The following is a 19,730-nucleotide window of genomic DNA, read 5'->3' as shown; positions in this document are numbered from 1 at the left end:
TCCGCGGTGCGGACAGTGACCAGACGCTGGCCCTGATCGACGGTGTCAAGTTAAACGATCCTTCCACGCCCGGCGGTGGCTTTGATTTCGGCAATCTGCTGACTGGCAATATCGAACGAATCGAAGTAGTTCGCGGATCGCAATCGGTGCTGTGGGGCAGCCAAGCCATTGGTGGCGTGATTAATATCGTGACCCGCACCCCCACTGAAAAACTGATGGTCAATGCCGCTGCGGAATACGGCTGGCGCGATACCGCCCGCGTGGTTGGCAACGTGTCGGGCAAGTTCGGTCCGGTTTCGGCGAGCATTGGCGCCGGGTATTTGCGCACGGACGGCTTCTCGACGTTCAACGAAACGCGCGGCGGGAATGAGCGCGACGGCTATCGCAACTTTGGCGCGAATGCGAAGTTCAACATTGCCCTGTCGGATGCGGTTTCGGTCGATCTGCGGGGCTGGTATTCCGATGGCAAGGTGGGCATCGATGGCTTCCCGCCGCCGAACTTCAGCTTTGGCGACACGCCGGAATTTGCCCGGACGAAGGAACTGGTGGGATATGCCGGGCTGAACGCAGCCCTGCTGGATGGACGTTTTCGCAACCGCCTCGCCTATACCTTAACCGATACGCGCCGCCGCAATGTCGATCTGACGGGCGGCACGGAGTTTGAAACCTTTAACGCCAAGGGCCGCAATGAGCGGTTTGAATATCAGGGCATTTTTGCCATCGTCGACGCCGTGAGCACCACGTTCGGCGCTGAAACCGAAAAGTCCAGCTTCCGCACTTCGAGCTATGGCAGCCCGTTTTCGCGGGCCGAAGCGAGGATCAACAGCGTCTATGGCCAGTTCAACGCCAGTGCAGTGGCTGGCCTGGCCGTGAGCGCGGGCGTGCGCCATGACGATCATAACATCTTTGGTGGCAAGACGACGTTCTCCGCAAATGGCCGGTTCACGCCGAACGAAGGCGGCACCACGGTGCGCGCCAGTTTTGGTCAGGGGTTCAAGACGCCATCGCTGTTCCAGTTGTTCAGCGAATATGGGAACACCGCGTTGAAGCCGGAAACCTCCGACAGCTGGGATGCCGGCATCACGCAGCGGTTGCTGGATGGCAGGATCGAAGTGGGTGTCACCTGGTTCCACCGTGATACCCGCAATCTGATCAATTTCATCGGTTGCACGGTGTTGACCGGTATTTGTGCCAATCGCCCGGACGGCACGTATGACAACGTCGCCAAGGCAAGGGCACAGGGGCTTGAATTTGCCCTCACGCTGAAGCCGGTCGATGCGCTGCGGGTGCAGGCGGGCTATGGCTATGTCGATGCGATCAATGCCGCCACAGGCCGCGATCTAGCGCGCCGACCGCGGCACAGCGTTAACGTGTCTGCCGACTACGACTGGTCATTTGGGCTGAAAACCGGGGTGACGATAACGTATGTTGGCAGCAACTTCGACAATGCCTCAAACAGCCGCAAGCTGGATGGTTATGTGCTGGTCGATCTGCGCGCGGCTTTCCAAGTGACCGAAAACATAGAACTTTATGGCCGTGTCGAGAACCTGTTCAACGCGCAGTATGAAACTACCTTCCGCTATGGCACGCCGCGGCGCGCTGCCTATGCGGGTGCCAGACTCTCGTTATGAAAGCGCTTGGTCTTTTGGGAGAGGGTGACACGATGGCCCCGCATGCTGCATTGATGTGGCACGGCGGCCAGACAGAAGCCGCGGCGCAGCTTTACCCGGCTGCGCCCGGCCCTTGGCTGGACCTGTCCACCGGCATCAGTCCATGGGCCTGGCCAGTGCCAGCGATTGAGCCGCAGCAATGGCAGGCTCTGCCGTCGCGCACCGCACTGGAACATCTGGAACTTGCCGCTGCGACAGCGTTCGGCATGAACAATCCCGAACAGATTGCCGCCGTGCCAGGCAGCGATATTGCTATCCGCCTGTTGGCCCGGTTGCTGCCAGCGGAGCGTGTAGCCGTCATCGGCCAAAGTTATGCCGGTTATCGTGCCGCCTGGCCGGAAGCTCGGGTGCTGCCCTTTGACAAGGCTCGCGGCGCCGAACTTATGATTTGCGCCAATCCGAACAACCCTGACGGCTGGATTATCGAAGCACGCAAGCTCCAACGATTGCGCAACATCCGGATCGTCGATGAGGCCTTTGCCGATGCCATGCCCGAAGTCAGCATGTTGCCCCAACGCAATGGCGCGATTGTGCTGCGCTCGTTCGGCAAATTCTTCGGCCTTGCAGGTATCCGGCTGGGCTTTGTCGTCGCCAACAAACCCTTAATTCGCGAGCTTCGCAACCTACTGGGCGATTGGCCAATTTCTGGGCCGGCAATAGCCATCGGCACCGCCGCCTATTGCGACAGGACTTGGCAGAGCACGCAGAGGCTCCGGCTGACCAAAGGCAGCGCGCAGCTTACAGCGTTGCTGCGGAGCCAAGGTCTGCAAGATGCGGGCGGCACCGCCAACTTCAGACTGTGTCACGCGCCCGACGCGCCCGGCCTGTTCACTCATCTTTGCCGGGCCGGCATATTGGTAAGGCCCTTCATCGACCGGCCGGGTCAGCTGCGGCTAGGCATTCCAGGCACAGAAACCGATTGGGCAAGGCTTGAAACTGCCTTGCTAGCGTGGAGCAAACGCAATGACTGACGACCCCATTAAAGAAGACAGCGGCCACACCCGCCACAACGCGCGCATGAAAAAGCTGAAAGTCGCGCGAGACAAGATCCAGGCGCGCAAGACGATCGAGCGCGGGCTGCTGATCGTCCATACCGGCAACGGCAAAGGTAAGTCGTCCTCGGCCTTCGGCATGGCTATCCGCAGCATCGGCTGGGGCATGAAAGTTGGCATCCTGCAATATGTGAAGGGCAGCTGGGACACCGGAGAGAAGGCGTTCTTCGCCGCCAACCCGGACATGCTTACCTTTGACGTGATGGGCAATGGCTTCACCTGGGACACGCAGGACCGCGCACGCGATATTGCGGCGGCGCGGGCAGCTTGGGAGCGGTCCAAAGCGCTAATCCTTGATCCGGCTTATGACTTTATCATCCTTGACGAGCTGAACATCGTGCTCCGCGACGATACACTGCCGATTGCAGAGATCGTCGCGTTTCTCAAAGAGCGTCCGCTGGAAAAGCATATCTGCATCACCGGGCGCAACGCCAAGCCGGAGCTGATCGAGATCGCCGATTTGGTGACCGAATTTGAGGAAGTGAAGCACCCGTTCAAGGCCGGTTTCATGGCGCAAAAGGGTGTTGAATATTGATCCGCAGGGCCGCCCCGCTTGCGCTGATGCTGCTCTTGGCGGGATGCGGCGCGGCGGGCGGACAGGCTATGCCCGCAGCGGACGGCCCGCCCCAGCGGATCGTATCGATGAACCCCTGCGCCGATGCGGTGCTGATGGAGATTGCGGGCCCGGAGCAGATCGCCGCGATCAGCCATTATTCGCAGGACCCCCGCGCCACGTCGATCCCGCTAGACCGCGCGCTGCGCTATCCCGCAGTATCGGGTTCGGCCGAGGATGTCATCGGCGCCGCGCCGGATCTGGTGATCGCCGGGCCGCATGTTTCCATCCAGACGATTGCCGCGCTCCGGCGGCTGGGCATCCCGCTGATGCAATTGACCGTCCCTGAAAGCGTGGCCCAGAACAAGGCGCAGATTTCTGAGATCGCCGCGCGGATTGGACGAGCCCGTGCAGGCGAAGCGCTCAATGCGCGCATCGATGCGGCAATGGCGGCCAGCCGCTGGCACGCTGCACCGATCGAAGCGCTGATCTGGCAAGGCAGCGGGCTGGTGCCTGGCACGGGCACATTGGCCGATGAGCTGATGGCCAACACCGGCTTCCGCAACATGAGCGGAGCGATGGGCCTCAAGAAATGGGATATCCTGCCGCTGGAGGGGTTGCTGACCCATGCCCCCGTCGTGCTCTTGGCAGGGCAGGCAGACATGGGCGCGGGCAGCGGTGACGGGAACCGGATGCTGAGCCATCCCTCGCTGATCAAGGCCGGGATCAAGGCCGGCAAGCGGATCACGATCGCGCAATATTCCTCCAATCTGCTGCATTGCGGCGGGCCGGTGATCATCCGGTCGCTCGAGCGGCTGGCTGCAGTGCGGCGCGCATGGACGGCATCCCGGTGAGGCTGAACTTCGGGCTCCTGGCCGCCTTGCTGGTGGTCATGCTGGCATCGCTGATGGCAGGGCGGACGTGGGTGCCGTTCGGTCACTGGCTGTCGGGCGATCTGCAATCGCTGATCGTGATGGAATTGCGTCTGCCGCGCGCTTGTGTCGGGGCGATCGTGGGTGCCAGCCTTGGCATGGCCGGGGCGGCGATGCAGGGGTATCTGCGCAATCCGCTGGCCGATCCGGGCCTGTTCGGCGTATCCTCCAGTGCGGCTTTGGGCGCGGTTGTCTCGCTCTATTTCGGCTTTGCGATATCCGCCTGGCTGCTGCCGGTTTTCGCGCTGACGGGGGCCGGCCTTGGCATGGCGGCGCTGGCCATACTGGCTGGCCGATCGGGCAGCCTGATCCTGTTCACGCTGTCCGGCGTGATCCTCTCCAGCCTGACCGGGGCGCTTACCAGTCTGTTGATCAGCCTTGCCCCCACGCCGTTTGCCTCCTCCGAAATTGTGACCTGGCTCATGGGCGCGCTGATGGACCGCAGCTGGGATGATGTGCGGATCGCCCTGCCGGTTTCGGTCGTGGGCATGGGCGCCCTGCTGTGGGCGGCGCGCTCCCTCGATGCCCTGACGCTGGGCGATGCGGTGGCGCGGTCGATGGGGGTTGATATGGGCCGGTTGCAATGGCTGATCGTGATCGGCGTGGGGCTGACCGTGGGCAGTTCTGTGGCGGTGGCAGGGATCATTGGCTTCATCGGGCTGGTCGTGCCGCATCTGATGCGGCCGCTGGTCGGGCATGAACCATCGGCTTTGCTGATCCCCTCGGCCTTGGCCGGGGCCTTACTGGTTGTGCTGGCCGATTGCCTGGTGCGGATTCTGCCATTCACTTCGGAAGTACGGCTGGGCATTGCGATGGCCTGCCTAGGTGCGCCTTTCTTCATGATGCTGTTGTTTAAGATGCGTAGGGAAGTCGCATGATGGGTCTCAGGTTTGACCATCTCTCGCTCGCCCTGCGGGGCCGCCAGGTCTTGCGCGATGTCAGCGGTCATTTCCCTCCCGCCAGTGTCACGGTCATCCTTGGCGCGAATGGCGCTGGAAAAAGCACGCTGCTGGCCTGCCTTGCCGCCCTGCGCACCACCGATAGCGGCGAGGTAACGCTGGACGGCAAACCGTTGCTCGCCATCCCGCCGATGGAGCGTGCCCGCCAGATCGGGCTACTGCCGCAACAGGCGGATATTCACTGGGACATCAATGTCCGCGCATTGGTAGCCCTCGGCCGTCTGCCGCATCATGGCCGTTGGGGCCGACGCGCAGCGGACGAGGCAGCCATCGATGAGGCAATGGCGCAGACCGATTGTGCGCGATTTGCACAGCGCAAGGCGCAGCGCCTGTCCGGCGGCGAACAGGCTCGGGTGTTGCTGGCGCGCGTGCTAGCCGGCAAGCCGGATTGGGTGCTGGCCGACGAACCTCTCGCCAATCTCGATCCGGCGCACCAGCTGGATGCCATGGCCTGCTTCCGCGCGGCGGCGAGTGCGGGGGCGGGCGTCGCGCTGGTACTGCATGATCTGACGCAGGCGGCGCGGATTGCCGATCACCTGATCGTTATGAAAGAGGGCGGCATCATTGCTTCTGGGCCTAAGGCGCAAGTGCTCACGCCCGCCGTGCTCGAAGCCGCTTACGGGGTGCGCGTCTATATCGGGCAAGACGAAACTGGCGCACCGGTGATCGCCCCTGTTTCGCGCGTGGCATGATCATGGGCCACCCCGAACAGCTGCTGATTGCGCTGATCCTTGAGTCTGTGCTGGGCTATCCAGCTTGGTTGCTCGCGCGTATCGGTCATCCGGTGATGTGGGCCGGGCGGATGATCGGGGCAATGGACCGGCATTGGAACCGTGCGCCGCATGCCCGCACGGCCGGAGTGCTGACGGCAATTGCGCTGGTGATGACAAGCGGCGCGGCCGGCCTGCTGATCGAGCGGCTGGCTGGCGGTTGGGGCGGTGATATGGCCATCATCCTGATTGCCACCAGCGGGCTTGCCCAGCGCAGTCTGCATGATCATGTCGCCGCCGTCGTCCGGCCGCTGGCGGGGGGCGAACTGGCGGCGGCCCGCTCTGCGCTTTCCGCCATTGTCGGCCGCGATACCGCCGTGCTGGACATCCCCGGCATGGCAGCCGCCGCCACCGAAACACTGGCGGAAAGCTTTTGCGACGGAATTGTCGCCCCAGCCTTCTGGTTCCTCGTTCTGGGCCTGCCCGGCCTGTTCGCGTTCAAGGCTATCTCCACCGCAGACAGCATGATCGGCCACCTGGATGCGCGTTATCGCCAATTCGGCTGGGCTTCGGCGAGGCTGGACGACTGTCTGAATTGGCTGCCCGCACGCCTTGCTGGAGGTTTGATCTGCCTTGCCGGAGGCGGCGGCTGGCGCATCCTTGTGCGCGATGCCGGCAACCATCTGTCTCCCAACGCCGGATGGCCGGAAAGCGCGATGGCAGGGGTGCTCGGAGTGCGATTAGGTGGCGGTGCGGCTTATGATGGGGAGTGGATCGCGCGCGAAACTCTGGGCGATGGGCCGGCACCGGGAGTTGCCGATCTCACCCGGGCCATGTCGGTTTATCGCCGTGCCTGTGTTTTGCTATTGCTGACAGTCGGAGGCGTGGCATGGCTGCTTTAATGCTGCAAGGCACTGGCTCGGACGTCGGCAAATCGGTGCTAGTAGCGGGCCTTTGCCGCTTGCTGACCAATCGCGGTTTGCGCGTGTTGCCGTTCAAGCCGCAAAACATGTCGAACAACGCCGCAGTGACTGCCGATGGCGGCGAGATCGGCCGCGCGCAGGCCCTGCAGGCGCTGGCTTGCCGCGTGCCGCTGACTGTTGATATGAACCCGGTGCTGCTCAAGCCGCAGTCGGACCGGACGGCGCAAGTGGTAGTCCACGGCAAAGTATGGGGGACGCTGGGCGCGGAGTATTACCGCAGCCGCAAGGGCGAACTGCTGGAGGCAGTGCTGACATCCTATAACTGCCTGCGCGCCAAAGCCGATATTGTGGTAGTGGAAGGCGCAGGCAGCCCGGCGGAGATCAACCTTCGCGCCGGTGACATCGCCAACATGGGTTTTGCCCGCGCCGCCAATATCCCGGTGGTGCTCGTCGGCGATATCGATCGCGGAGGTGTGATTGCCGCGATCGTCGGCACCAAGGTGGTGATTGACCCAGCAGACGCAGCGATGATCCGGGGCTTCCTGATCAACAAGTTTCGCGGCGATGTAGCGCTGTTCGATGACGGGTATGCCGCGATAGCTGAGCGGACCGGCTGGGAAGGCCTTGGCGTTATCCCATGGATCGCCGCTGCGTGCGCGCTTCCGGCCGAGGATGCCGTCACTTTGCAAACGCCCAGTGCTTCAGGTGCTAATGCTTCAGGCAATGGTCTGATGGAGATCGCCGTGCCGATGCTATCACGCATCGCCAATTTCGATGATTTCGATCCGCTGGCAAACGAACCCGGCGTGCGGCTGACGATGGTGCTGCCGGGCACGCCGATCCCCGCCAGTGCCTCGCTCATCATCATCCCCGGCACCAAGGCGACCATTGCCGATCTCAAATTCCTGCGCGCGCAAGGCTGGGATATCGATATCACCGCCCATATAAGGCGCGGCGGGCGGGTGCTGGGCATTTGCGGCGGCTACCAGATGATGGGCCGCACGATTGCAGATCCGGCGGGAGTAGAGGGCGCGCCTGAAACGGCGGAGGGCCTTGGCCTGCTGCCGGTCGATACGGTGATGCAGGCAGGCAAAACCCTGCGCGAAGTGGACGGCACCTGCATCGCCGACAATGCGCCGTTCCGCGGATATGAAATTCATGCCGGAGTTACAACCGGCTCAGCCCGCCCCCTGCTGCGCATGGCCGATGGCCGCGATGACGGCGCAGTGAGCGCGGATGGCCGAGTGGCGGGCTGCTATGTCCACGGCCTGTTCAATCTGGCCGCCCAGCGGCGCGGCTGGATAGATGGCGCATCGAATGGCGTTGATCAGCATGTTGCCGTGGACGCCGCTCTTGACGAACTGGCGGCAACGTTGGAGCGGCACGTTGCGGTGGACCGCCTGCTCGCAATCGCCGAGCAAGCTGCATGAACAGCCCGGTATTTCTGCCCGAGTTCGCCGAAGGGCTCGATACGTTGCTGACATGGCGGCGCGATGTGCGGCATTTCCAGACGGTGCCCCTGCCGAACGGTGCGCTCGATCATCTTCTGGACCGCGCTTGCCTTGCCCCATCAGTCGGCAACAGCCAGCCGTGGCGTTTCGTGCGGGTACTGTCGGCGGCAAGGCGCGCCGCCATTATCGGCCATGTCGAAGCGGAAAATCAGCAAGCTGCTTCGATCTACCGCGATGAAACCCGCGCCGCCTATGATGCGCTGAAACTCCACGGGTTGCGCGAGGCACCTGAACATCTTGCCGTGTTCTGTGAGCTTGATCCGGCCGCAGGGCGCGGCCTTGGCCGTCAAACCATGCCGGAAACGCTCGCCTATTCCGTCGTTATCGCGGTCCATACGCTGTGGCTCGCTGCTCGCACCATCGGCATCGGCGTGGGCTGGGTCTCGATCGTCGATCCGGCAGCGATTAACCGCCTGCTCGATGTGCCCGAAGACTGGCGCTTGGTGGCCTTGCTCTGCCTTGGCTATCCAGCCGAGGAAAGCGAAACCCCCGAACTGGTCCGTCGCCGCTGGCAAGATCGCCTTCATGCGGGCCAAACGAGATTTGTCCGATGACGATCACGCCCCAGCAAGTAAAATCGCACCTAGACAGCCTTGCCAAGCCGCCTGGCAGTCTGGGCCGGCTGGAGGCGCTGGCGGTCGAACTGGCGATAGCCCAGAACACTCTCACGCCGCTCACCCGCCCGCGCCGGCTGGTGCTGTTTGCTGGCGATCACGGGGTGGTGGCGAAAGGCGTAACTCCGTGGCCGCAGGCTGTGACGACGGCAATGGTCGCCACGATCCTGTCAGGCCGCGCCGCCAGCACAGCGCTGGCCGCAGCGCACGGCGTGGATGTGCGGGTGGTCGATGCCGGGATGGCGCAGCCGCCTGCGGGCCCGGTCCCTCCGCATTTCCGCTCCGCACCGATCGCGCCCGGCACTGCCGACCTTGCCGCCGGCCAGGCGATGGATATCTCGCAATTCGAGGCCGCATGGTCGCTGGGAGCAGATGAGGCTCAGGCCGCAGTCTCGGCTGGCTATCGGCTGCTGATCGCGGGCGAAATGGGGATCGGCAACACCACCGCCTCGGCCTGTCTCACCCATGCCCTCACAGGCGTGGACGCCGATACCGCCACCGGCAGCGGTGCGGGCGCTGATGCAGAGATGCGGCTGCACAAGCGCGCAATTGTGGAACAGGCCGTTGCCCGGCTCGGCGGCGCGCGCTGCAAAGCGGCGCTGGCCGCCATCGCCGGGTTCGAGATTGTTGCGATAGCGGGGTTCTATGCGGCCGGGGCAGCGGCAGGTGCGGCGCTGTTGCTCGATGGCTATGTCACCACTGCTGCTGCTCTGATTGCCGAAGCGCTGGCACCCTCCACCGCCCGCGCGATGATTGCCGGCCATCGTTCGGCCGAGCCGGGGCACCGCGCCGCTCTCGCCCACCTTAACCTCACACCGATACTCGACTGGCAGATGCGGCTAGGCGAAGGGACCGGCGCTCTGACCGCGCTGCCCTTGCTCGACAGCGCTGCCGCGCTGCTGCGCGATGTGGCAACGTTGGAGGAAGTTCTGGGCCAATGATACGCGCTGTCGTTCTGCCGCTGCTGCTGGCCATCCAGTTCCTCACCCGCCTGCCGGTCAGCCGGGCCATACCGCCGCTGGACGAACATCGGTTGAAAACCGGCTTGCGCCTCTCGGTCCTGTGGTTCCCGCTGGTCGGCGGCATAGTCGGCAGCATCGGCGCGATGCTAGTGTGGGGCGCTGGCCTGTTCTGGCCGCGCACGGTCGCGGTGGCGCTGCTGCTGATCGTGGAGGCCCGGCTGACCGGCGCGTTCCACGAAGATGCCGTCGCCGATTTCTGCGACGGCTACGGCGGCGGCATGACTGCGGAACGCATCCGCGAGATCATGAAGGACAGCCGCATCGGCAGCTATGGCGCGCTGGGGCTGATATTGGCGGTGGGCCTGCGGGCAGCCTTGTTGATCGCGCTTCCGGCGGCGCTCCTCCTGCCAGCGTTGGTTGCCTCTGCCGCATTTGGGCGCTGGGTAGCTGTGGCGGCGATGGTAATGGTGCCCCCGCTTGATCAGCCGGGCAGTTTGGCAAAGGATATCGGCCAGCGCCCCGGCCTGGCAATCCTCGGCGGCGCAACCCTTCTTGTCTTGCCGTTCTTAGCGCCACTGGTCGCCGTTGCCTCCGGCGCGCTGCTGATCGGAACCGGATGCACGCTGCTCTTCCTGTTGTGGTTCCGGCAGTCGCTGATGCGGCATCTTGGCGGGGTGACCGGCGATTGTTTGGGCTTTGCCGTCTATGTCGGCCAATTGATCCTGCTGCTCTGCATGACCGCGCAATGGCCTGCAGCTTAATACTGGTTCGCCATCCGCCAGTTGCTCTTGCATGGCAAAAACGTTGCTACGGCCAGAGCGACCCCGGCCTGTCGCGCGCAGGCCAGGCTATGGTAGTGCCGCTGCTCGATCAGCTTGCCGATTTGGCGCCGCATGTGATCATCCACAGCGACATGAAGCGCACCCGCGCAATTGCGGGGCCATTGGGAAAGCGGCTCGGTATCCTGCCGATCGCCGAACCGCTTTGGCGCGAACGCTATTTCGGATCGTGGGAGGGACAGAGCTGGAATGCCATCTACCGCGCGACCGGTAATGCCATGGACGGGATGATTGATGCGCCAGAGACGTTCCGCCCCGGCGAAAGCGGCGAGACGACGCGGGAGCTTTTCAACCGTATCATGGCAGCACTTGTTAGCGCATCGCAAAAGGGCAGCATCTTGATCATAACCCACGGTGGGCCGATTGCGTGCGCCCGCGCCGCCCGCACGGCGGAAGGACTTGCGAAGATTGCAGAACTCGTGCCGCCGACAGGATCGGTTACGTTACTTTGACCGATGTTGTCAGACTAATTCCTTACGGTGCAGGGTGGCGGTAAAAAATTGCGGGATTAGCCAGCCTACCAATCTATTCCGGTGCTTCAATTCGTCGTCGCAGGTGATCCAGCTCAATAATGTACGTGCGGTTCCCCGCCATCGCTGCGCAACGTCGAAGACACCGCTCGGCCTTGGCCGAGTGGCAATCGCTTGCCGCCTCATGCCGCCTGCGTTTGGCCCAAGTTGCGCCAATCGGAGACCAGTTGCACTTAGATTGACAGCACCCTAGAAAAACGTCCACGTCAGGCAGGCGCTCGACGAAAGCGATGTCCAAATGTTCGGTCTCGGGACAGATCAAGGTTGTTTGCGGAACCCCGAATGACTTCTTTGTAGCGCGACTAGTCGTGCGCCCCGGCTCGCGGCTGGTTGTCGAGCCGTCTTCGGTCATTTAAATTTATAACTGCCTTGAACTCGTCTCATGCGGCGGTTCAATGTCCGAAATGTTGGCGAACGAAGACGGGGCTTTTTCCTTCGGCGAAGGTCAGCTTTCTTGGGTAATGCGCCTAGGACCAGACAGGTAGGCGACGGCCCAGTAGTGGTCGTCCGATGACATCGCTGGGGCAAAAGCTCGAGCGGCGGCTTTTGTCAGAAACCGACGTTCAGCCGCCCCACACGGAATGACCGCAAAGTTGTCTAATTGATTCTGGCATTGCTCTTCCTTTTTCCCGTTCGCCAATGGTTGTCTTCGAGGTCATCGGACAGCTGAAGCAGCACTTTGTCCGAGCCTTCATGATCGCGGCCGAGCGGAATAGGTGGATGTCTCTGAGGCCCAAACGAGGTTAGACCCTCTACTTTGCTGACGAGATCATCCTGGGCATGGCTGATCGGGAAGAGAAACGCCGGGCTCAGGCCCAGCGGAACTCGGTCTCGTTCAACCAAAGCGAATGGAGTAATGCGGCGAGCTTTCGTGCGACGGCCGTTCTGGCACGCTTGGCGCCTTTGGCTTCGGCCATTTTCCTGCCCCAAGCCTGAAGGGCGAATGGCCGTTTTACTTGCGACAGTGCGGAGTTGGCGGCCTCATAAAGCGCCTTACGCAACATGGGGTCGCCCGCCTTGGAGATGTGGCCACTCGTGTCGCGTTCTCCTGATTGACTACGTCGGGGCACGAGCCCTGCATAAGCGCCGACATCGTCGCTTCGGGCAAAACGGTGCGGATCTTCGATGGTCGAGGTAAAAGTGAGCGCGGTAATCGGTCCGACGCCAGGGACGCTCATCAGCCGGTTGCAAACCTCATCTGCCTTTGCTCGGTCATTGAGTAGGCGATTGGATGCGCGCAACTGTTCCTCAATGGCCTCCATGCACGCAATAAGCGGTGCAAACAGGGGCTTCAAATCGGGGCGTTGTGCATAGAATGCAGTCAGGCGTTCGGCACGCCGACCCGAAGTCCTGGCGGTACCCATACGCAGACCGAACAGTTTTAACAGCCCACGCAGCTGGTTGGCCATCGCTGTCCGCGATGTGATCAGCTGCGAACGGATGCGCAGAGCTGCCCTGTCGATGTGTGTGGCTGATGCCTTCATGTGGACGCGTTTGTACCAGCCAGTCCGTGCCAGTTGCGCGAGCCCTTCTGCATCGTGGACATCGCTCTTGTTTACCCGCGCGGAAAGGACACCCTTGGCATGCCGCGCACAGATGCACTCGACCGTGACACCGCGTTCGACCAATCCGTGGTATAGGAACGTCGATAGCGTACCCGTCTCGAGGACCACGCGAACGAGATCAGGGCAATGCTTGTTGAGCCATTTGGCCAGCGCATCAGGATCACTGGCGACAACATCTCGCCGCAACACCTTACCGTCGGCATCGACCACGCAGATATGCGTCGTCTTGTCACTAACGTCTAATCCTGCATAAATCGACATCGGTCACCCTCCTGCATTGAAGCGCCAAGGCGACTTCGTACCATGCACGAGGGTGCCTAAATCAATTACGCGGTGTCCCAGACCCGGTCCTTTAGGCTCCCCGATATCGGCAATCGGTGAACGGCAGGTCTCAGGAAGGGCAAAAAACTAACGAAATGGCCGTGATTTCGGCGCAAAGCCGCCCTAGCCCAACCGCCGCCGACTGACGCCTTTGCCTCAATCTGATCAGGGCACATCCACCACGCGAAAGACCGCGCCCGAGCCCGCATCGCGCACAAGATCGACTCCCGCGCCGTCCCAATGATAGTCGAGATGCCGACCCTGGATGGGGTTGGCCGCACAATCGGGATAGAACAGCCCGGCGCATTCGCCGCCGGCGTGCCGGATGCTCGGGTAGACTACGCCATCAGATCCAGCTGCCCGCAGCTTTTTCGCCAAGGTCTGGGAGGCGGTGTAGTCTTTGCCATCCAGCGCAGCATGGATGTCAGCACCGGCGCCCCGCAGATCATGAAACTCGGCAACGACCGAGAGAACGATTTCCCGGAACTGCGAGGTCCAACCTGGTGATTCGGCGGTTCGGGCCATGAAGCGGGCATGGTGGTGGATCGTTTCGAACAGCGCTGTCTCGAAGACCTTGCCCACATAGAGCACGCCGTAGCTGCCGTCGGTGAAGCGGCTGGTCCTGTCCGGACTGACATGCGTGAACGGTGCCATCAACCACGAGGCCCCTGGGCCACCGACCCGGCGCTCCACTGGCACTAGGTCCAGATTGCCGATCGAGGTCATGATGCGCGGATTGGTCTTCTGCTCGGCTGAGATTAGCAGCGGCCAGTCTGCCGGGTCAGCGATATCCTCGAACAAGTCGATCGGCGGAAACGCGCTGCGGATGATCCTGACCGCCCCGGTCCACGTGACGGGGTTGACAGGCAGGGTATCGGTGCCGGTCACCAGCCACCGCGGGTCGCATCGAGATAGCGGCGCACGCGCATGATGTCGGTGAGTTCGCCGCCGAGCATGATGTCCAAGGCGCTCGATCCGGCAAAGGCGGCATTGCTGGCCTTGATCCACGCATAGCCGCGCTGGGCCTCGGCAAAGATAATCCGCAGCGCCTTGTGAATGCCCATCAGATTGGACAGACGCGCGCAGCCATCGCGCGAGACCCGTCCCGGTCCTTCCGCCTTCCAGCGCCGATAGGTCCGCACCGGCATATCGAGCAGGGTCGCCGCTTGTTCATCGGTCAGCTCCCATTTGCCGAACAGGCCGAGCGCAGCACGGAACATCACGGCTGCCTCTTCCTGCGTGATAGGCACGGGCCGGAACGCGGGAGCGACAGTATCAACGGGTTGCAATGCCAGCACGGGAAATCTCCTTATGGCAGTATATAGGCGATATCATGCCGTTTGGCAATCTTCACCCAGCTTCGCCACCGATGCGAGCTAAGATACACGACGCACCATCGATTGGGACGAACAGCCGCGTCTGGAACCGGATGATTTCGGTGAAGCACCCTTGCGCCTTGTACCAGTCGAGCCGGCTTGCAGACCAACCCGTCAGCTCAAGCCGCTGCGCGCCGTTGACGAGGCTGCGCTTGAGCGTGAGCGTTTCGCGTGCCCTGACAGGCATGGCACGGCCACTGGTCAGCACCGCTTTGATGAGACTGTCTGGCGCAATATCAGGCCGAGCATCGATGCCCAAAGCGTTGCAGATGTCGCCGACGGCATGCAGCGGGACTTCGCGCCCCAAAAGCGAACGGCCATCGCTTGCAGAGATGCGGCTCACCCGGACATGATCTTTCGGCAGTTTGTCCCACACCGGGAGCAGCAAGCCGGTCGCCAGATGGAGCCGCTCGCGCTTGAGCGAGGACAAAGCCTCGTCAACTTCGGCCTGCCAGGCAGCCCGGAATGCCTGCTCATCAACCGGCTCCCAGCTGCTTTCGGCAAGCTGGTCGGCGGTCAGGTGACCGCGCTTCAGTGGACGCACCAGTTCGTGGCGCGTTACGCGGCTGCCATCATCAGCAAGCAGGCTGCGCGCCGGCACCAGCAACGCCGCCCGGCCCGAGCGCGCATTGCGCACCGTCCTGCGGCGAATGCCCGATGCTCCCTCAAGCTGATCGAGCCGGTCCAAAGTCAAAGGCTTCAGTGCGCGGGCTATCTCGAGTTCAAGCAAGTGCGTCGTGGCGCCCGACACAGTGTCGGTGCGCAGTAGTGTGTCGCACAGGACCTCAAAGCTCTCGACAGCGATGGTCTCGAGCCCGAGATCGAGCGTCCCTGCCGCCCGCGCCGCATCGATTCGCGCATCGACAAGGCCGAGGAATTCGTCGAAGATTGCATTCTGCAAGCCAATCGGCAGGGCGAGGATGCGGTTGAGCCAGCGCTGGATTGGCGGCAAGTCATCAACCATGCTGCCATCGGCGCTTTCGATCCTGAGCCCGGTCAGGTCCTGAAACCGGGTCAGTCCGACCGCGTCAAGCTTGCCAGTGAACAGCAAGCCGAACCAACGATGAAGAGCATCCTTGGCGTAGGTGCTTTCGAGATTGTCTGCAGGATCGAACAGGTTCTGCCCGCCAGTCTGGCGTTGCCCGCGCGTCAGTGCTCCAAGGCTGTCAAGGCGGCGGGCGATCGTCGAGATGAAGCGGCGCTCGCCGCGCACGTCGGTCGTTACCGGACGGAACAGCGGGGCCGAGGCCTGATTGGTGCGGTTTGTGCGCCCAAGCCCCTGGATAGCGGCATCGGCCCGCCATCCCGGCTCGAGAAGGAAGTGGACACGGCGGGCCTGGTTTCTGGCGGCAAGGTCGGCATGATAGCTACGCCCTGTGCCGCCCGCATCCGAGAACACCAGAATGTGCTTGTCGCCATCCATGAACGCCTTCGTTTCGGCAACGTTGGCGCGGGGTGTCCGCGATTGCAGCTTTTGACGCCCATCAGACCCGACAATCAGACGCCGCGTCCTGCCGGTGACTTCGGCCACCTGATCGGCACCAAAGCGTTCGATGATCGCATCAAGCGCGGTCGCAATCGGCGGCAGCGCGCAGAGCTGCTCGATCATGCGATCACGCGCAGCCAGCGCCGAGCGGCACAAGACTGGATTGCCCTGATCGTCGGTCATCGGCTCGGAACGCGGGTTGCCGTTCTCATCGATGAAGACTGCCATCAGCCGGACCGGGAAGCTTTTTTCGAGGTACTGAACGACGGCCTCGCGCGGAGACAGGTCAATCTCGAGCGCCTGGCGTTCGGCGTCGGAGAGATCGGCAAGCCTGCGGTTGAGCATGGCCTCCGCTGTCGAGACCAGCTGCACGACGACCGCGTGGCCTTCGCACAGCGCGGTTTCAATGGCCGGCAGCAGGCTCGGCAACTTCATCGAGAGCAGCAGCTGCGCAAAAAAGCGCTGCTTGGTGCCTTCAAAGACCGACAGCGCCGCCGACTTGGCGCCCGAATTGAGCGTGTTGCCGCTATCGCCATCGACGATGCGCGTCGCCTCCAGCGCCTCGCACAAGTTGGCATGGATAATGGCCCACCCGTCGGCGTAGGCATCGTAGACCGCAATCTGGTCCGGTGTCAGACAGTGTTCGAGGATTTCGTATTCAACACCGACGAACGACAGGGCACGCGCTGTATAGAGGCCGAGCGCCTTGAGGTCGCGGGCGACCAGTTCCATCGCGGCAATCCCGCCAACGCGGATGTCGGTGACGAATTCCTCGCGGGTTGCGAACGCCGTTTCTGGCCCCCACAGGCCAAGGCGGGTTGCGTAGGCCAGATTGTTGACGTCCGACGCGCCGGTTGCAGATGCATAGAGGACTCTGGCGCACGGCAGCAGGTTCTGGAGGCGGACACCAGCCACGCCTTGTTCGGAACCTTTGACCTTGCCGCGCGATCCTTCGCCGCCAGCGGCATTGGCCATGGCGTGGGCTTCGTCGAACACGATCACGCCGTCGAAATCGTCGCCCGCCCAGGCAAGGGTTTGGTCGAGCCGGGTGGCATCGGCACGGCCCGATCGCAGCGTGGGATAGGTCACGAAGAGGATGCCCTCCGGCATAGCAATCGGAAACCCAAGTTTCCACGACGCCAGCGGCTGTACATCGATCGGCAGCCCGCCGAGCGCGGACCAGTCACGGCGTGCATCTTCCAGAAGCGCCTCGTTCTTCGAGATCCAGATATGCCGCCGTTCACCGCGCACCCAGCGGTCGAGGATGACGCTGGCGACTTGCCGTCCCTTGCCGGCACCGGTGCCGTCACCAAGGAAGTAACCGGCGCGATAGGCCCTGCCCTCGGCGCTCGGCTTGAGCGTGCAGCCTTTGTCGTCGGGCGCAAACAGGCCGGGCAAATCGCGTGCATGGGCATTGGCGGCGTAGATAAGGGTTTCCATCTGGGCTGCCGATAGAAGGCCGCGGTCGATAACACCGCCGGGCAGCTGCGGGACTTGCGTCGGGACCGGCGCAGTGATCGAGCCCATTGCCACCGATTCCACGAGCGGCGTCGGATGTTCGGCAGCACCAGGGATGACGATGCGGCTCGGCCGATAGGGGAGATAATGTCCGACCTACTCGGGGGTCGGTGCGGCGGTGTCGAGCGATGTGAACGCCACTGGCTGTACTGCCATCGTTGCCGAAGCCGGCTTGCGGGCTGAAGGCAGCGGACGAGCAGCGGGGTTTAGCAGCGGCAGGGCTCGAACAGGGCGTAACGCCAAAACCTGAGTAGCGACACGGGCCGATCGGGCGGGGAGGCTATCGATCAGCTTGCAAAGTTCGCCGAACTCGGCATTTCTTGCAACTATCCCATCGGTGTTGCCTTGGGTCTTGTCGATCACCAGCAGCCGCGTCGTGATCGATGTGCCGTGCGCAACGAAGCCACGCTCGATCGCCACATCGAGGCGCAAAGCCACTTGGCCGCCTGCGCTTTTCAGAAAGCCCGCAAGATCGAACCACTCCGGCATGATCGCCACGAGCCGTCCGCCGGGTGCCAAGCGGTTCCAAGCTGAACGAAGGTGCCGCGCACCAGTCCGGCCATCGTGCCCGCGCTCAAGCCCATGCGAATAGGGCGGGTTCATGAGAACCACGCTTGGACGCTGCGCGGGATCGAGCAGTTCATCGATCAGCTCGCCGTCGTGCCCAGTGACTCTCGCCGCAAGGAACACGCCTTCGAGACATTCGCGGCGCAAAGCCGATATCTCATTGAGGACGAGATTCGCTCCAGCCTTGTCAGCCCAGAGCGCAAGCATCCCGGTTCCTGCCGATGGCTCCAGCACCAGCTCGCCCGGTACCAGCGCGCAAGCCCGCCCCGCGAGCCAGGAAATACGCGGCGGGGTCGCGAATTGCTGGAGTTCGATCTGTTCCTCGCTGCGAACGCTTTGGCGCGGAAACTGCGCTTCGAGCCAGTCGAAGCGCGTCAATGCAGCAGCCGGATTGGACGCCAACGTCAATTCAGGCTGTTCGCGCAGCCACAGAACTTGCGCCAGTTCGAGCGCCGCGTGCGCGTCGCGGACCGACCATCGGCCATCGGCATCGCTGCCGCCAAAGTGCGCGTTGAGGACGGCATTGCGCACAGCCTTGGTGACCGGCGCTTCGGATTTGAGGCACGCAGCCAGCTCCCTGGCAGCAGACAGGACTAGTGGCTCGCCCGCAAAGGGCAGCGCAAGGACGGGGGACGTGGACATGAAAACCTCCTGACGAAACCCGCGCCATGCAGGTCTCGAAAGGCTCCAAGCCCCCTCCCCTCTGATCAGGGATCGACGGCAATCCCGGCAATCAGCACGTCGTTCCAGTCTGCTCCGGGCTGCTCGGGTCGATGCATCACGATGGTGCGTCCCTCGCGCGCGTAAGCCTCGCGGGCGCGACGTTCAGCTTGCGCGCCGCCTGCATCGTGGTCGATGAACAAATGAAGCTCGGTGACGCTCTCGGGGATCGCGACAAGCCCGAAGCGTTCAGTGCCGAGCGTTGCCCAACAAGGAATTCCGGTAAGCTGCTTTGCCGACAGCGCCGTCTCGATCCCCTCGGCGAGGCCCAGCTTGCCGCCCCGCGCGCCGTGCAGGCGAACGGCCCCGCGCCCCAAGGCACAGAGCGCCCGCTTCGGACCATCGACTTTCGCGATCCTCCCTTTCTTCACATCGAGGAACGTGCGGTGGATCGCGAGGATACCAAGATCATTGCGCACTGCCGCCACCATCGCCGGAAGGAACCGCACTGCGCCCTTAGGGCCGAGCGGCGTGCGCGCCAGATAGCGCAAATCAGGCGAGCCGGCAGTGATGCCGCGCTTCGCCAGATAGCGTTCGGCGGGACTTTCACTGAGGCAAGCACCATCGCGCCACAGGCGCTGAACATTCTCAGGGGGAGCTTCGTCCGAGCGAACCGAACGGACCGGATCGGATCGCCCGTCGAACAACGTTGCAGCCTTGATCCCGCGCTGCGCCAGCGCTGCCAGGACGGCGTCGTTCGCGCAGCCGGCAAAGCAGTGGAACAGGATCGCGCGCGATCCCAGCGTGACGCTGAGTGAAGGGGTGCGGTCTTCGTGGGCAGGACAGCAACACATGCCGCGCGAGCGCGACCACGAGCCGCCAAGGCTGGTGACAATCTCTCGGGCACGGACTTCAAGGCGATCGGTAACATGGGCATCGGGCATCGGGCATCTCCATCATGGATGCCACCGCCCGCGCAGCC

General features: G+C 63.1%; 16 protein-coding genes and 1 pseudogene. 12 read left to right on the top strand and 5 right to left on the bottom strand.

Translation table 11 applies throughout. The annotated features are described in order from the left end of the window. The 12 genes from Q0O40_RS09585 to Q0O40_RS09530 form a co-directional block, all read left to right on the top strand. The coding region (locus Q0O40_RS09585) for a TonB-dependent siderophore receptor (protein WP_295529060.1) at positions 1-1,631 on the top strand (1,631 nt) is incomplete at its 5' end. A 53-nt stretch (positions 1,632-1,684) separates the two neighbouring features. Beyond that, positions 1,685-2,641 (top strand): threonine-phosphate decarboxylase, encoded by a 957-nt coding sequence (locus Q0O40_RS09580; protein ID WP_295529058.1) that lies wholly within the window; start codon positions 1,685-1,687, stop codon positions 2,639-2,641. After that, the gene (gene cobO, locus Q0O40_RS09575; protein ID WP_295529056.1) at positions 2,634-3,257 is read left to right on the top strand and encodes a cob(I)yrinic acid a,c-diamide adenosyltransferase; all 624 of its coding nucleotides are present in this window, start codon (positions 2,634-2,636) and stop codon (positions 3,255-3,257) included. The genes Q0O40_RS09580 and cobO overlap by 8 nt, the downstream gene beginning before the upstream one ends. Then, on the top strand, positions 3,254-4,129 hold the full coding sequence (locus Q0O40_RS09570; protein ID WP_295529055.1) for an ABC transporter substrate-binding protein: 876 nt from the start codon (positions 3,254-3,256) through the stop codon (positions 4,127-4,129). The genes cobO and Q0O40_RS09570 overlap by 4 nt, the downstream gene beginning before the upstream one ends. Next, positions 4,111-5,085 (top strand): iron ABC transporter permease, encoded by a 975-nt coding sequence (locus Q0O40_RS09565; RefSeq protein WP_295529053.1) that lies wholly within the window; start codon positions 4,111-4,113, stop codon positions 5,083-5,085. The genes Q0O40_RS09570 and Q0O40_RS09565 overlap by 19 nt, the downstream gene beginning before the upstream one ends. After that, positions 5,082-5,858, top strand: coding sequence for an ABC transporter ATP-binding protein (locus Q0O40_RS09560; RefSeq protein ID WP_295529051.1), 777 nt, complete (start codon positions 5,082-5,084; stop codon positions 5,856-5,858). The genes Q0O40_RS09565 and Q0O40_RS09560 overlap by 4 nt, the downstream gene beginning before the upstream one ends. Further along, the gene (gene cbiB, locus Q0O40_RS09555; RefSeq protein WP_367183736.1) at positions 5,855-6,778 is read left to right on the top strand and encodes an adenosylcobinamide-phosphate synthase CbiB; all 924 of its coding nucleotides are present in this window, start codon (positions 5,855-5,857) and stop codon (positions 6,776-6,778) included. The genes Q0O40_RS09560 and cbiB overlap by 4 nt, the downstream gene beginning before the upstream one ends. Further along, positions 6,766-8,229 (top strand): cobyric acid synthase, encoded by a 1,464-nt coding sequence (locus Q0O40_RS09550; RefSeq protein ID WP_295529049.1) that lies wholly within the window; start codon positions 6,766-6,768, stop codon positions 8,227-8,229. The genes cbiB and Q0O40_RS09550 overlap by 13 nt, the downstream gene beginning before the upstream one ends. Next, complete coding sequence (gene bluB, locus Q0O40_RS09545; protein ID WP_295529047.1) at positions 8,226-8,864, top strand: 5,6-dimethylbenzimidazole synthase; 639 nt, start codon at positions 8,226-8,228, stop codon at positions 8,862-8,864. The genes Q0O40_RS09550 and bluB overlap by 4 nt, the downstream gene beginning before the upstream one ends. Beyond that, positions 8,861-9,865 carry a nicotinate-nucleotide--dimethylbenzimidazole phosphoribosyltransferase gene (gene cobT / locus Q0O40_RS09540; RefSeq protein WP_295529045.1) on the top strand — a complete coding sequence of 335 codons (1,005 nt, stop codon included), beginning with the start codon at positions 8,861-8,863 and terminating at the stop codon, positions 9,863-9,865. The genes bluB and cobT overlap by 4 nt, the downstream gene beginning before the upstream one ends. Beyond that, on the top strand, positions 9,862-10,647 hold the full coding sequence (locus tag Q0O40_RS09535) for an adenosylcobinamide-GDP ribazoletransferase (protein ID WP_295529043.1): 786 nt from the start codon (positions 9,862-9,864) through the stop codon (positions 10,645-10,647). The genes cobT and Q0O40_RS09535 overlap by 4 nt, the downstream gene beginning before the upstream one ends. Beyond that, on the top strand, positions 10,632-11,177 hold the full coding sequence (locus tag Q0O40_RS09530; RefSeq protein ID WP_295529041.1) for a histidine phosphatase family protein: 546 nt from the start codon (positions 10,632-10,634) through the stop codon (positions 11,175-11,177). Before Q0O40_RS09535 ends, Q0O40_RS09530 begins: the two co-directional genes overlap by 16 nt. An 887-nt stretch (positions 11,178-12,064) precedes the next feature. Here the strand turns inward: Q0O40_RS09530 and Q0O40_RS09525 are convergent. The 5 genes and pseudogenes from Q0O40_RS09525 to Q0O40_RS09505 form a co-directional block, all read right to left on the bottom strand. Beyond that, on the bottom strand, positions 12,065-13,081 hold the full coding sequence (locus tag Q0O40_RS09525; protein ID WP_295529039.1) for an IS110 family transposase: 1,017 nt from the start codon (positions 13,079-13,081) through the stop codon (positions 12,065-12,067). A 225-nt stretch (positions 13,082-13,306) separates the two neighbouring features. Beyond that, positions 13,307-14,029 (bottom strand): RES family NAD+ phosphorylase, encoded by a 723-nt coding sequence (locus Q0O40_RS09520; protein WP_295529037.1) that lies wholly within the window; start codon positions 14,027-14,029, stop codon positions 13,307-13,309. Then, positions 14,026-14,439, bottom strand: a complete 414-nt coding sequence (locus Q0O40_RS09515; RefSeq protein WP_295529035.1) for an MbcA/ParS/Xre antitoxin family protein — start codon at positions 14,437-14,439, stop codon at positions 14,026-14,028. Before Q0O40_RS09515 ends, Q0O40_RS09520 begins: the two co-directional genes overlap by 4 nt. A 52-nt stretch (positions 14,440-14,491) precedes the next feature. After that, a pseudogene (locus Q0O40_RS09510) lies at positions 14,492-18,730 on the bottom strand (strawberry notch-like NTP hydrolase domain-containing protein). Between the two features lie 65 nt (positions 18,731-18,795). Continuing rightward, the gene (locus tag Q0O40_RS09505) at positions 18,796-19,692 is read right to left on the bottom strand and encodes a toprim domain-containing protein (RefSeq protein ID WP_295529033.1); all 897 of its coding nucleotides are present in this window, start codon (positions 19,690-19,692) and stop codon (positions 18,796-18,798) included. Between the last annotated feature and the right edge of the window lie 38 nt (positions 19,693-19,730).

This window comes from Novosphingobium sp. Chol11 (genome assembly GCF_945870625.1).
Classification (GTDB): domain Bacteria; phylum Pseudomonadota; class Alphaproteobacteria; order Sphingomonadales; family Sphingomonadaceae; genus Novosphingobium.
Note: the sequence above shows the minus strand (reverse complement) of the source record. Positions and strands in the feature narration are given on the sequence as shown.